The organism is Paenibacillus sp. FSL R10-2199, from assembly GCF_038000235.1.
GTDB classification, from domain to species: Bacteria; Bacillota; Bacilli; order Paenibacillales; family Paenibacillaceae; genus Paenibacillus_AQ; species Paenibacillus_AQ phytohabitans.
The window spans coordinates 1,810,884-1,824,898 of sequence record NZ_JBBOBO010000002.1; the positions used below are offsets into that span (position 1 = coordinate 1,810,884).

10 protein-coding genes are annotated in these 14,015 nt (G+C 54.8%); all 10 read right to left on the bottom strand.

Translation table 11 applies throughout. From position 1 onward, the window contains the following. Positions 1 to 138: 138 nt before the first annotated feature. Positions 139 to 1,860, bottom strand: coding sequence for an adenine deaminase (locus NYE33_RS35670; RefSeq protein WP_042133737.1), 1,722 nt, complete (start codon positions 1,858 to 1,860; stop codon positions 139 to 141). Positions 1,861 to 1,882: 22 nt separating this feature from the next. After that, entirely contained in the window at positions 1,883 to 2,956 is a 1,074-nt protein-coding gene (locus NYE33_RS35675; RefSeq protein WP_042133735.1) for an ABC transporter ATP-binding protein, read from the bottom strand. A gap of 30 nt (positions 2,957 to 2,986) precedes the next feature. Continuing rightward, entirely contained in the window at positions 2,987 to 3,775 is a 789-nt protein-coding gene (locus NYE33_RS35680) for an ABC transporter permease (RefSeq protein ID WP_039310212.1), read from the bottom strand. Positions 3,776 to 3,779: 4 nt separating this feature from the next. Continuing rightward, positions 3,780 to 4,598, bottom strand: a complete 819-nt coding sequence (locus NYE33_RS35685) for an ABC transporter permease (protein ID WP_039310210.1) — start codon at positions 4,596 to 4,598, stop codon at positions 3,780 to 3,782. Beyond that, positions 4,591 to 5,562, bottom strand: a complete 972-nt coding sequence (locus tag NYE33_RS35690; protein ID WP_042133732.1) for a nucleoside hydrolase — start codon at positions 5,560 to 5,562, stop codon at positions 4,591 to 4,593. Before NYE33_RS35690 ends, NYE33_RS35685 begins: the two co-directional genes overlap by 8 nt. A 2-nt stretch (positions 5,563 to 5,564) precedes the next feature. After that, entirely contained in the window at positions 5,565 to 6,656 is a 1,092-nt protein-coding gene (locus NYE33_RS35695) for an ABC transporter substrate-binding protein (protein ID WP_042133730.1), read from the bottom strand. 315 nt (positions 6,657 to 6,971) lie between these two features. Continuing rightward, the gene (locus tag NYE33_RS35700; protein WP_039310202.1) at positions 6,972 to 7,316 is read right to left on the bottom strand and encodes a hypothetical protein; all 345 of its coding nucleotides are present in this window, start codon (positions 7,314 to 7,316) and stop codon (positions 6,972 to 6,974) included. Between the two features lie 1,256 nt (positions 7,317 to 8,572). Further along, positions 8,573 to 10,726 (bottom strand): alpha-galactosidase, encoded by a 2,154-nt coding sequence (locus NYE33_RS35705; RefSeq protein WP_042133728.1) that lies wholly within the window; start codon positions 10,724 to 10,726, stop codon positions 8,573 to 8,575. Positions 10,727 to 10,909: 183 nt separating this feature from the next. Beyond that, entirely contained in the window at positions 10,910 to 11,056 is a 147-nt protein-coding gene (locus NYE33_RS35710) for a hypothetical protein (RefSeq protein WP_156118527.1), read from the bottom strand. Between the two features lie 326 nt (positions 11,057 to 11,382). Next, on the bottom strand, positions 11,383 to 13,920 hold the full coding sequence (locus tag NYE33_RS35715; RefSeq protein WP_042133726.1) for a beta-mannosidase: 2,538 nt from the start codon (positions 13,918 to 13,920) through the stop codon (positions 11,383 to 11,385). Positions 13,921 to 14,015: the final 95 nt, after the last annotated feature.

The window sequence follows — 14,015 nt, forward strand, 5'->3', positions numbered from 1 at the left end:
GGTGAATACAGAGGTACTGCTGAATAACAAAGAAGGGCATCCCATCGGGACACCCTTCTCCTCCAGCTCTTCCGCCAGCTCCCCCGCTAGCCCTCTGCCAACTCTTACGCCTAATCCCGCTTCAATCCCCGGCTCCCCTTACTCATCCCCGAGCGGGAACAGCAGCGGTACTACCTTACCGGCACCAACATCAATCAGGCCGTGGTCCGTAATCTTCAGCGCCGGGCTGACCGGCAGCGAATGGGTGCTGATGGACATAATCGGGTTGTAGTGATTGTAGCCCAGCGATTCCATCGCCGTGCGCAGCGCCAGCACCTGCTCCGCAGTCTCGGCCAGCGGCGCTTCGGTCAGGATGCCGCCGACTGGCAGCGCCAGCAGCGCGAGCACCTCGCCGCCGCAGGCGACGCAGAAGCCGCCCTGCCCGGCGATCACTGTATTGGCGGCCAGTACCATGTCCGCCGCATTATGTCCGACAACCAGCAGATTGTGGTTGTCGTGTGAATACGTAGTCGCGACCGCGCCGCGCTTGATCGTGTCTCCGCCGATCAGGCCATAGGCACGGTTGCCGTTCTTGCCGTACCGCTCAAAGGTCGCGATGAGACCGCAGCCGGTCTCCTCCCACTGCAGGAGGCCGTCCTTCACTCCGGCCTCCACATGCTTCTCCTCGGTAAACGTGGACACGTTGTTGACCATCATGACGCGGGCGCCATAGCGGCCGTCCGGTAGCGCAGCAGGCACCGTGAAGTCAGCCTCCGCCAGCGGCTCCAGCTGCACACTCTTATAGAAGTGAGCCGGGAACTGCGGCTCACTCATGACCTGTGCCTGCGGGCGCTTGCGGTCAAAGACCTGCAAGCCCCGCTTGTACACCGCCTCAATCGCGAAGCTGTCCAGATCGGACAGCAGGAGGTAATCGGCGGTTTTGTTCGGTGCGATTACGCCGCGGTCATCCAGCTTCATCCGCCGCGCCGGGGTGAACGTAGCCGCATAGACTGCGTCCTCCGGCGTCATGCCCATGGCGATGGCTTTGCGGACCAGGTGATCCAGATGGCCGGTCTGCACCAGCGAATCGGTCATGACATCATCCGTCACGAAGCAGAAATGCTCACTGACCGGATGACCGATCAGATACTCCACGACTTCAGGTGTCATCGATTTCTCCTGGATCTCGATGAACATTCCGGCTGCGATCCGTGCGGTCAGCCCCTCGATACTCTGGTGGGTATGATCGGAATCAATCCCCGCATAGATCAGGCGGTGCAGATCGAGGTCCAGCAGCTTCGGCGTATGCCCTTCAATGACCAGGCCCGGATAGCGGCTGCGGACATGCTGGAGGATGCGGTTGCTTTTCCCCTCAGGATCACGGATCACATCCACAAAGTTCATGACCTCGCCCAGGCAGATCATCCGCTGCGTCTCCATCAGCTCGTCGATATCAGAGATCTCAATGGAGCCTCCCGTAGTCTCCAGCGGAGTTGCCGGCACCGAGCTCGGAATCGCATAGAACATGTCCACCTGGCAATCCCGGCTGGCCCGGATCATCTCATGGACGCCCTCTACCCCGAACACATTGGCCATCTCATGCGGCTCGGGAACAATCGTGGTTACCCCGTGCTGCAGAATACCGTAGGAGAACGTCTCCGGTGTAATCATCGTGCTCTCAATATGCAGATGAATATCGATGAGGCCGGGCACCAGATACTGCCCCGTAGCATCAATGATCTCGGCAGCCACAAACGTCTCTGCACCAAGAGGACCTACGTAGAGAAAACGTCCTTCCTTAACGGCCACATTCGCCGTCTCGAATCTTTTATAGTAACTGTTGTAGACCTTAGCGTTCAGTATAAGTTGATCTGTATTCATCGTGTATGCTCCTTATGACGCGCTACTGCACCAGCACCAGCTTCTCTTTTGGAAAATAAACCGTGACCTGCTGTCCCTGAATGAACGGCTGCTCCATCTCCTGATTGACCGTGAATACCCCAAGCTCAGTCTCTACCTGATACTGGTAGCTGCGGCCGAGATACGTGCTGACCTGCACTTTACCGGTCAAAACATTCCCCTCCATGCCTGTGCCCGTATCCGCCACGCCGCCGCCAAGCAACTGCAGATCGTCAGGGCGAATCGCACCCAGCAGCCCGGTATTTCCCTCGCCGCCCGGCCGCTTAGCCGCCTGGAATTTCAGCTCACCACGGCTCAGCTCAATATCCGAACCTTCATCATTCCGTCCGTCAAAAGCAATAAAGTTCCCGAACCCGATAAACCGGGCCACAAATTCACTGGCCGGATATTTGAAGATGTTCGCCGGATGATCCAGCTGCTCGATCTTGCCGTTATTCATAACGGCGACCTGATCGGAGATCGAGAAGCATTCCTCCTGGTCATGGGAGACGTAGACGGTGGTGATGCCGAGCTCCTGCTGGATACGGCGGATCTCCACCCGCATGTTGACCCGCAGGTTGGCATCGAGATTGCTCAGCGGCTCATCGAACAGCAGCAGATCCGGCTCGATGACAAGCGCCCGGGCAATCGCTACCCGCTGGCGCTGACCGCCGGACAGGGCGCCCGGCAGTCTGGATTCAAAACCGCCCAGGCTGACCGTCTCCAGCATCCGGTTCACCCGCTTTTTGACCTCCGCTTCCTTCAGCTTGCGCAGCCGCAGGCCGAACGCCACATTGTCAAACACCGACAGATGCGGGAACAGCGCATAGCTCTGGAACACGAAGCCGAAATTCCGCTTTTCCACCGGAACCTTGGTATAATCCTTGCCGGAGAACATGAAATTCCCTGCCTCGGCATTCAGGAAGCCGGCGATCAGCCGCAGTGTGGTTGTTTTGCCGCAGCCGCTGGGTCCGAGCAGGGAGAGCAGCTGGCCTTTTTGCAGCGACAGGTTGAAATCCTCTAAGATCAAACGGTTGTCATAAGCAACCGATACATGTTCAAGACTGAGTAGTGACATTGCTCTAGGCCCCCATTATCATTGAATAGGTTATCGTTTGGTGAAATAGGCGAAGCCCATCAGCCGCTCGATGATGAACATCAGCGCTGCCGTGAGCACCATCAGAATGACCGAAATCGCGGCAATCGTGGGATCGAAGTAATTTTGCACATAGGTCAGCATTTGAATCGGCAGGGTACTGATCCCCGGGCCTGTCATGAACACGGAAATATCCACATTATTGAACGACTCCAGGAAAGCGATCAGAATAGCCGCCAGAATTCCTGACCGGATGTTGGGCAGCACGACTTTGAAGAAAGTGTATACTCGGGTCGCCCCCAGGCTCTGCGCCGCCTCTTCTACCGCGAAATCGAAATTCTCCAGACTCGAAGCAATCACCCGGATAATAAAAGGCAGCATAATCACCGTATGTCCGATCAGCAGCCCCGCCACAATCGGCAGATTATACACCACAATCAGATAACGCAGCAGTGTGAAGCCCAGCACAATCCCGGGAATCAGCACCGGCGACAGGAATACCGCATTCAGCGTGTCCCGCCCGCGGAACCGGTAACGGCTCAGCGCGTAAGCCGCAGGCACACCCAGCAGGAGCGCCAGCAGATTGCCGAGCAGCGAGATTACAATGGAAGTCCTGAAGGTCTCCATAAAGGCGCTGACCTCAAAGATGTTCTTGTACCACTTGAGCGAAAAGCCCTCCGGGGGGAATTTCAGGACCGTGCCCGGCTCAAAGGAAGTAATGGAGATGATCACAAGCGGACCCAGCAGAAAAATAAAGACCAGCAGCGTGTACAGGGACAGCATGCGGTTACCTTCCTTCATATTCTCACCCCTTCGGATTCAGGCGGTTAGCCCAGGCATTCATCAGCCCAACCACCACAAATGTAATAACGATCATAATTACCGCGATCACCGAAGCCGCCTGCCAGTCATTCAGCGTCATCGCGTTCTGATACAGGAAGGTGGAGACCACCCGTTCCTTACCGCCGAGCAGCGCCGGCGTGGTATACGCCGTGAGACTGCCGACGAAGACCAGAATCCCGCCGATGATCAGTCCCGGCACGGTCAGCGGGAAGGTGATTTTGCGGAACGCGGCAAACGGGGAAGCACCCAGACTGCGCGCCGCCCGGACCAGCTCATGGTCCAGATTCTCCATCACGCCGAGCAGCGTAATAATAATCAGCGGCAGGAACAGATGCACCAGCCCGATCATCATCGCGGTCGGCGTATACAGAATGTCGAGCGGCTTCGCGATCAATCCTGTGTTCACCAGGAACGAGTTGATCAGCCCTTTTTTGCCGAGAATAATCATCCAGCTGAACGAGCGCACAACGGGACTGGTCAGCAGCGGAAAAATCGACAGCGCAAGCAGAAGGCTCTTCTTACGCGCGCTGGCCCGCGAGATATAATAAGCCGCCGGATACCCGAGCACCATGCAGACCAGCGTAGTCACCACACTTACCCGGAGCGTAGTCAGCAGGATGCGGTTAAAGTACCCGTCGCGGAAAAAATACAAATACCCTTCCAGCGTCAGCTTTCCGTCCTGCACAAAGGTGGAGGCAATGGTCAGCGTGATCGGGACCAGCATGAAGGCCGCCAGGAATAAGAGGCCCGGCAGCAGGAGAAGCAGCACTCTTTTATTCATTCTCATGACTCCCGTCCTTCTTCGGTTCTTGATTCAAGCTATTAATGAAGTACTCCAGAAAAGCCGGCGCGTCCACCTCCAGACAGACACCGGCATTGGCCGGCTTGTTCAGCCTGTTCTGGAAATCGCAGACCGTCTGCCCGTCGCATAGCTCGCTGCGGGTTTCCACGTCCACGTAATACTTCTGCACATTAACAAACTCCCGGTTCAGCGCCACACCTACCGCCAGCGGATCATGCAGCGCACAGGCCTGCACACCGTTACGTTCAAAATAGCGCGTACGGTAGTCCGCCGTACTCTGCTCCACATATTCGCGAACCGCCGGAATACGCAGCTTCGCGATATCCTCCGCGCTAAGCAGCGCCCGGCGGGTTACATCCAGCCCGACCAGCGTCAGCTGCGGGAAGCCCGCAGCCAGCACCAGCTTGGCCGCCTCCGGATCGACATACATGTTGTATTCCGCGGTCGGCGTGATGTTGCCGAAGCCCTGCACCACACCACCCATCACAATCACTTCGGCGGCATGCTGCGTAAGCTCCGGACATTTGTGCAGCGCGCGCGCCAGATTGGTCAGCGGCGCGGTCATAATCAGCGTGACCTCACCGGAATGCGCCAGCACCTGGCGGATGATGAAGTCCTCCGCCCGCTCTGCTTCCGCCTGCTTCGTTACCGTCATGTCGCGCAGTGCACCGCCGATGCCGTCCGAGCCGTGCACACGGTGTTCGAACACGGTATCACGGACAAGCGGTTTGTCCGCTCCGCGAAAGACCGGAATCTGCCCGGATACGCCGAGCAGCTCCAGAATTTTGCAGGTATTCAGGGTCGCCTGATCCAGCGAAACGTTGCCGCTGACTGTGGTAATCCCCAGAATATCGAACTGTCCGCTCGTGACGGCCAGCATAATTGCCAGCGCGTCATCCACCCCTGTATCTACATCGAGAATGACTTTTTTACGTCCAGTCATCCTTAGCCGCCAATCTCACGGTTGAAGCGGTCTGTCCACACGGAGATATGCTCGTTCACGAAGGACATGTCCAGCTTGCGCAGCTTGCTGATTACCTCTGCACCGTACGTTACCCCTACTGCTTCTTCATCCGTTAGCACAACCTCTGTGTTTACCGGGGAATCGACTTTGGCTTTGGCCGATTTCTCCTGCACTTCCTGGCTCAGCTGCCAGTTGATGAACTCTTCGGCAAGCTCTTTATTGTCACTGCCTTTGACCACGTTGACCGTATTCATTACGGCATAAGCACCTTCAGACGGTGCAACGAACTTGGCATCCGGCACGGCTGCCTGGAGATCCTTGAAGTACATTTCCATAATCGGACCGCCGGCAATTTCCTCCTGGCCGAACATATTTACATACTCCGAAGTCTGGGAGTAATATTTGACCACATTGCTGTCCAGCTCCTTCAGCTTCGTGAAGGCTCCGTCTTCATTGAACTCTGTACCGCCCGACACGAGCGATGCCGCATCCACAATCATTGGACCCGCTGTGGCAGTAATCGCCGGCAGCGCCAGGTTCTTGTCGAACTTACTCCACATATCTGCCCATGAACCGACTTCTCCTTCAACAAGTGCCGGGTTATAGGCAATTCCGAGACGCCCAACGGTGTACGCCGGACCATATTCTTCGCCGAGCGGCGCTTTGGCGATATCATAGATCTTATCGATGTTCGGAATATTGCTGCGGTCAATCGTTTCGAACAGACCTTCATTGATAGCCTGCTGCGCATAATAGTCAGACAGATAGACTACATCGACATCGGAGCTGCCCTGACGGATTTTGTTCAGGCGCTCGGCGTTGTTGCCGATCTCGACGACGATTTTGACATTATGCTCTTTCTCAAATGGAGCGTAGACGGATTCCTTGAAGAAGTCCTCCGAGAATCCCCAGGTTGAGACCACTAATTCCGTTGGCGCACCCCCAGATGTTGCTTCCGGTGTAGCTGCATTGTCCGTACCGGCGCCGTTTGTCGCAGCGGTATTGTTGTTGCCGCAAGCGGCAAGCAGAGAAGTCAAAGCAAGAGCAAGGCCTGTAGTCATTAATTTATTCATTAGTAAATAACCTCCCAAATGTAATTAAATATGCGGTACAATTCCAGCGGTCATCCTATACAAACGGCATGTTCTGTCAGTCTTCCATTAAGCAATCGGCAGCAGACAACGGATCAGCAGCACCCCCTGTTGGTAATAAAAACTTGGTTTGCCTTATTTTTTCACAAAAAAAAGAAAAGCATTCTTGTAGGAACAAGAACACCTTTCTTTGTATAAACAAAGGAAAGAGCTACCCCGTTATAGAAGGACGGTCTTCGCTTAAGATAGATCAAAAGCAAAAATCCGTGATATTCAAAATTCATTGACTGAAATGCTTCATTCACCGGCCAATATCATATTGGTAAAAGCCCATCCGGTTGGTGCATCATAATCCCTCAGCAGAACCTCAATCGTTAAGCCCATCTCTGCTTCAAGCCGTTCTTTGAATCTCTTCTTAAACAGCAGCGACATCCGGAAGTCCACTTCCTGCTTAAGCTCCGGCGCCTCCCCTTCCAGGGCGGTCGACCGTGGAGACCTGCGGTGCTTGGCGTGAAAGGTAATGACCCGCTGATCGACAGTAACGCGGAGCAGGGTCGTCCCGAAACCAAACAATTCCTTGGAGATCTCATTGTAGATCTGGCACATCTTCTTCTTCTGCTCGCTGTTTTCCAGTTCTGCCATGAAACCACCTTCGAAAACAGAATATCGTACATTCACATCGATAATAATTGCTATTATACATAATTCTAGCTTTTCCGGCAAGAAAAAAGCTGAATATAACATGAAAGTAACGCCAAACCCGAACGATGCCTGGCTAACAGTTATGTAAAATGAACTGAAATCCTCCGGATCGACACCCCATTACCACCGGACTCACACGGGACTCACACCAAATGTTTTACTGGAATTGGATTGCAGCAGTTCGCTGCTAGACCAGCGTTCCAGCTCTACTCCAGCTCTGTTCTAACTGTATTTCGTACAACTAAAACGATCATTTATCGCGCTGCGGGCGTTTTAATTGCATTTTGTACAGTTAAAAATCCCCAAATTCCGCAAAAGAAGTGCTTCCGCTATTTTTAAGTGTACAGAATACAGTTAACCCGGGAATCCGGTCCAATTTCCGCTCTTTAGTTGCAGAAAATACAATTAACCGCTTACGCTGCATATGGGTTACTCCAAATAAACTGGCAAGCGCTGGCTTCCACAGAAAGGTACATGTTCAAGTTTCAATTCCAATCTATCGGAGGATGATTAGCCCGACTCAGCCGCGGTTCTCGGGAAATAAGGTTCAGCCTGTTTACAGTTAACCTGCTTAATTCCAGATCCAACCGGAAGCTTACAAAAACCATCAAATAACGGCAAAGGGAGTATTGTTGCTAATAGTACTTCGTCTGGCTACGACTGCCAATGCTGCTACATCCGGCTACGTCTGCTATTGCTGCTTCATCTGTTTCATCTGGCTACTGCTGCTACGTCTGCTTCATCTGCTACATCTGCTACATCTGCTTCATCTGGCTACTGCTGCTACGTCTGCTACTTCTGCTTCTGCTGCTTCTGCTTCATCTACTACAGCTACTACTGCTACATTTGCTACTTCTGGCAACGTCTGCTACTACGTCTGCTTCATCTGCTACTACTGCTACTACTGCTACGTCTGCTTCATCTGCTACTGCTGCTACATTTGCTACTTCTGGCTACGACTGCTAATGCTGCTACGTCTGCTACTGCTGCTACATTTGCTACTTCTGGCCACGTCTGCTACTACGTCTGCTTCATCTGCTAATGCTACCTCATCTGCTACATCCGGCTACGTCTGCTACTTCTGCTACGTCCCCTTCGCCGCATCCCTAATTATTCACATGCTACAGCTTTCTATACAGAATAGGGGAAGCCAAGGTTTCCCCGGCTTCCCCTATTCCCTATGATCTGCCTGTTGTTTATCCTTCAGCCTTCAGGTGGTAGCAGCCGCTCACGAAGTCCCGCTGGACCTCCGGCAGCAGCAGACCGGCCTGCATCAGGCAGTCCCCGCCGTAGACTTCGCCGCTGCCTTCAATACGGTAGTCGAGGTCCGGGTTCAGTCCCCCGAGCAGGAGCATCCGGCGCGGCGGGTGCGGCATGGCCAGTACCCGGAAGTAATAGACCAGCGCCTCGCGCTGATCATCCGAGACGAACATCCAGGCCGTATCATTGCCCTCGAACGGGCTCTCCAGCCGGTACAGATTGCCCTGCTGCACCAGGCTGCGGATTTCCTTATAATTCGCCACCTGCGCCTTTGCCAGCTCCTTCTCCTCCGGAGTGAACTTCGTCAGATCGAGCTCATAACCGAAGTTGCCGGACATAGCTACATCTCCCCGGAAGGACAGCGGCGTGAACCGGCCCACCTGATGATTCGGCACCGCAGAGACATGTGCTCCCATCGAGCTGGCCGGATAGACTAGGCTGGTTCCATACTGAATCTTCAGGCGTTCTACCGCATCGGTATCATCGCTGGTCCAGGTCTGCGGCATATAGTAGAGCATGCCGGGATCGAAACGGCCGCCCCCGCTGCAGCAGCTCTCGAACAATATATGGGGGAATGCCGACGTCAGCCGTTCAAGCAGTTCGTACAGCCCGAGTACATAACGGTGCGCAGTTTCTTCCTGCCGGTCTGCCGGAAGCTGCGCCGAGCCGATCTCGGTCAGACAGCGGTTCATATCCCATTTAATGTAGGTTACCGGAACTGAAGAGAAGATACGGCTAAGCGACTCGAAAATATACTGCCGTACCTCAGCCCTTGTATAATCCAGTACCAGCTGCCAGCGGGCTTCACTGCGGCGGCGGCCCGGCACATGCAGACACCAGTCCGGGTGACTGCGGTACAGATCGCTATCAGGCGAGATCATCTCCGGCTCAACCCACAGGCCGAATTTGAGCCCATGGCCGTTCACCCGCTGCGCCAGGTCAGCCAACCCGCCTGGCAGCTTGCGCAGATCCTCTACCCAGTCACCCAGCGAGGAATTATCCGCATCCCGTTTGCCGAACCAGCCGTCGTCCAGCACGAACAGCTCAATGCCGAGCTTCGCCCCTTCGGCGGCAATCGCCTCCAGCTTGTCGGTGTTGAAGTCGAAATAAGTGGCTTCCCAGTTATTGACCAGAATCGGACGCTCTTTGTCCCTGTACTGTCCTCGGCAGAGACGGGTCCGGTATAGACGGTGATACGTTCTCGACATCTCTCCGATCCCCTGTCCCGAGTAGACCATAACCGCTTCCGGGGTCTGGAAATGCCCGCCGGGCTCCAGCTTCCAGGAGAAATCGAAGGAATTCAGACCGATGGTAAACCGGGTGGTTCCGAAGGGATCTACCTCTGTCTCAGCTTCAAAGTTGCCGCTGTATACCAGGGAGAAGCCGAACACCTCGCCTTGGTTCTCATCGGCTCCGGCCTTGGCCAATGCAGCAAACGGATTATGCTGATGGCTGCTCATTCCCCGGCGGCTCTGGATCGCAGAGTTGCCCTGCTCCAGGCGTCTGCGGGTAATCTGGGCCTCCCGCGACCAGGCACCGGACAGGTAGATCATATCCATGTCAGCCGCCGGGAAATCCACAGAGGCACTAAGGGCGCGCTGCAGCTGCAGCGTATCCGGGCCGTCATTGGAGAACTCCACGGAACGCGCTATGACATTCCGTTCCTTATATACCGTATATCGCAGCTTCACGGTCAGCTTGGCGTAATCATCCTTCAGAATAAGCTCAAGCGTATCTGCTTCCTCCGGCGATTCTACATACACGGAAGGCAATCCGGCAAGCTCCGGTTTGCCTTCCGTCACGCGGTACCCGCTGTAGCGCAGCTCAGTGACCCGTGTTCCATCCTCAAGTTTGGCCTGATAGGCAGGAACGCGGAAATCCCCGGTTCCATATTGCGGATATTCCTGCGGCAGCCGGTCCAGCGAGCCATGGGCCACCGGCAGGAGCAAACCGTCCAGATTGCTGCCCTCACGCAGCCGCCCTCCCCAATAGAGATGCGCTGGATAACCATTCACCAGTCCGATCACATAACTCATCCCTGTGCTCTGCAGGTGGAATATCCCCTTGTCTTCCTGAACCCATATCGCCATGGTCCTGACTCCTTCTCTCCTAAGGATTAATTATCTGCAACCTGCAACCTATAGCTACAACCTGCAGCTTACTATCTAATATCTAATATTTAATATCTAATATCTGCCATTTACTATTTGTTTCAGCCTACAACACGCACGAACCTCCGCCTCTCACCTAACGATAAGCCGAACTCCGCCCAGTCACCCACCGATAACCCTAAGCTTCGGCGGTCTTACCGGTCTTCGGCGGTGATCTACTTCTACTACCGCTACTACTTCTACTGCTGCCACTCTTACTTCTACTACTTCTGCTACTTCCGCTGCTTCCACTTCCACGTTCTCCAGCATTCTTTGTTCTTCACCAAGCCCCGCCTGCTTCTACGAGACAAGTCCAAGCGGAATGGAGAGCCGTTATTTCGCTGAAAATGCCACTTTTTCCTTCCAAGCGGACTCAGAAGCCCCTATTGCACCGCTTCAGCGTCCAAACGGCCTTCTGAGCGGGAATTAAGGTCTTCTGAGTCCGCAAGACTGGAAATAATGCTTTATTTCAAACAATAAGGTCTTGTCAGTCCGCAAGCCTGCCCGCTTCCCTAAAGTAGCAACGGCCATCCCGTCCATCAAGGGACGGAATCCGATTCAGCGTGAAGGATTGCGTAGCACCCGCTTCTTTATATTTAGATATAATCCGCCATCGAGCGGACCACCAGCCCCGTTGGAGCCGCCGGCGTGAAGTCCGCCTCACCGCTTCCGCTGAGTGCAAACTCTACCGTCTTCGGCTCGCCAGGGAGCAGATCGAAGAAGTTGTCGGAGAAGATGCCCTCTTCTTCTACGGTCAGATGCACGCCTCTCGCCAGCACATCGCTGCTGAGCGTGAAGCTCTTCCCGGCGCTGCCCGGCACTTCCGTCACCGTAATTACCGGCTTGCTCAGCGGAATATCCTTGGCTGCCGCGAAGTAATGCTCCTTGTACTCCAGCACCTGTCCGCCTTCCACCAGGGAAGCCACCAGCAACACTTGTGCCGGCTCGCGGCCTTCCAGCAATTCAGCAACCGGCAGTGTGAATACCACCGCTGCCGAATCCGCAGCCAGCGTTACCGGCTGCGACCATTCCCGCAGCAGCGCGCCGCTGAAGTCATGAAGCCGGATTACGAGCTCGCCGTCCAGCGCCTGACGCCGGTCGGAGACAGCGTGAACCTTGAGCGTATCCCCGTCCGTACCGTCAATGGACAGCAGCACATCCTTGAAGGACTTGCGCACGGTATATTGCAGCGCCTTCCAGCGTCCGTAATAATCCATACCCGCCCAGGAAGCTACCGGCCAGCAGTCATTCATCTGCCAGTACAGCGTGCCCATGCAGTAAGGCTTGTTCCGGCGGTGGCTCTCAATTGCGATGCGGATCGCTTCCGCCTGAAGCACCTGGCTCATGTACAAGAAGCCTCTGAAGTCCTTAGGCTGCGGCAGGTACATATCCATGTATTCCTTGATCAGCTGATTACCCCGTCCGTTCTTCTGATGGGCCAGCATCACCTTGGACTCCAGCTCCATATCCTCTTCTTCCGCGTAGCTGAGCACCGACTTCAGCTCCGGGAAGGACTGGAAGCCGTATTCGCTCATGAAGCGGCCAACCTTAAGGTTATAGTTCTCAAATGGCTCGATTCCGTGCCATACTCCCCAGTAGTGAATATCGCCTTCGCCCATAATCCGCGTAGCATGCTGATCCTGACCGCGGGTAAGCTCACGCAGCGGTGAGGAAGGCCAATAATCCACACCCGGATGATTCGCGGCAACAGCCTCAGGCAGAATCTTGTGGAAGATTTCTTCATACGCGGCCCATAAGGTCTCACGGATATCAGCACTCAGCTTCTCCTTCCAGCCCCAGCCCATATTCTCCTCGAATTGCGACCAGGCCGAATCAATCTCATTGTTCCCGCACCATACAGCAATAGACGGGTGATTCCGCAATCTGCGGACATTATATACCGCTTCCTCACGGATATTGTTCAGGAACGGCTCGTCCCCCGGGTACATGCTGCATGCGAACATGAAGTCCTGCCAGACCAGCAGGCCGTACTCATCACACAGACGGTAGAAAACTTCCTCTTCATAGAATCCGCCGCCCCACACACGCAGCATATTCATATTGGATTCCACTGCCGTAGCAATCTCATGGCGGTAACGTTCCTCCGTAACCTCAGTTATGAAGCTATCATTGGGAATATGATTCGATCCTTTAGCGAAGACCGGCACACCATTCAGCTCAAAATGGAACGAAGCCCCGCGCTCATCGGGCTTACGGACCAGCTTAATTTCCCGCAGTCCGGTCGTAATCTCCGACACGGCCACAGCTTCTTCTCCCTCCAGCAGCTCTGCACGGAATTGGTACAGCTCAGGTAGACCCAGCCCGTTACACCACCACAGGCGCGGCGTATCGATGACCAGCTCCAGCTCCACCACCTGATTGCCCGGAACCAGCGAAGCTGCCTTCATCCATTCCTGCCCTTCAGCAGTCACCCGCAGCATGCCGCTCCAAGCTTCCGGAGCATCCACTTCAACTACAGCCGTCAGCCGCGCTTCCTTCGGACTCACCGCATTCTGGCGGATGTACAGATCCTTAATGACCGCAATGTCCCGGCCCTCCAGCACGGCTTCACGCCAGATGCCGCTGGTCAGGAATCTCGGGCCCCAGTCCCATCCATAGTGATACGGCGCTTTGCGGGCAAACACACTGATCCGCTGCTCCTGAAGCCCGCCGAGCTCGGACTGGTCATTCGGTGCAGGCAGATCATAGCCCAGCTGGGCCAGCTTCGGCAGATCCTCGGTCACCACCGAGCGGAATACGATGCGGATCTCATTCTCCCCAGCCTGCAGAAGGCCCTTCACATTCACGGTCCAGGAGCGGAACATATTGTCTGCGGACAGTGCATGAACATTGTTCACATATACATCTGCATACGTATCCAGTCCGGCGAATACCAGCTCCGTAACCGCCAGTGTCTGCCAGTTCTCTTCTAATTTAAATACGGTTCTGTATTCCCAGTTCTTCTTGTCGATCCATTGCAGGTCATGTTCATTGGTTCCATAAAAGGGCTGATCTATAACTCCATTCCGGAGCAGATCCGTATGTACCGTTCCCGGTACAATGGCTGGAAGCCAGGCTTCATCTCCACAGGCTCTAAATTCCCAGTTCGTCAGGTTGATGTGCAGTTGTTTCATAAGTCCTCCTAAAAGTTTTGTGAGCGTACACTTCCCTGAGATTGCTTCGTACAGAACCCGCATCGGAAGTATACGCTTTAAGTTTTAATAGCATA

Bases quoted from the DNA above. Each gene is read 5' to 3' on its own strand.
- NYE33_RS35715 (WP_042133726.1), bottom strand. From the start codon at position 13,920: ATGAAACAACTGCACATCAACCTGACGAACTGGGAATTTAGAGCCTGT.
- NYE33_RS35705 (WP_042133728.1), bottom strand. From the start codon at position 10,726: ATGGCGATATGGGTTCAGGAAGACAAGGGGATATTCCACCTGCAGAGC.
- NYE33_RS35670 (WP_042133737.1), bottom strand. From the start codon at position 1,860: ATGAATACAGATCAACTTATACTGAACGCTAAGGTCTACAACAGTTAC.
- NYE33_RS35675 (WP_042133735.1), bottom strand. From the start codon at position 2,956: ATGTCACTACTCAGTCTTGAACATGTATCGGTTGCTTATGACAACCGT.
- NYE33_RS35700 (WP_039310202.1), bottom strand. From the start codon at position 7,316: ATGGCAGAACTGGAAAACAGCGAGCAGAAGAAGAAGATGTGCCAGATC.
- NYE33_RS35710 (WP_156118527.1), bottom strand. From the start codon at position 11,056: ATGCTGGAGAACGTGGAAGTGGAAGCAGCGGAAGTAGCAGAAGTAGTA.
- NYE33_RS35685 (WP_039310210.1), bottom strand. From the start codon at position 4,598: ATGAATAAAAGAGTGCTGCTTCTCCTGCTGCCGGGCCTCTTATTCCTG.
- NYE33_RS35690 (WP_042133732.1), bottom strand. From the start codon at position 5,562: ATGACTGGACGTAAAAAAGTCATTCTCGATGTAGATACAGGGGTGGAT.
- NYE33_RS35680 (WP_039310212.1), bottom strand. From the start codon at position 3,775: ATGAAGGAAGGTAACCGCATGCTGTCCCTGTACACGCTGCTGGTCTTT.
- NYE33_RS35695 (WP_042133730.1), bottom strand. From the start codon at position 6,656: ATGAATAAATTAATGACTACAGGCCTTGCTCTTGCTTTGACTTCTCTG.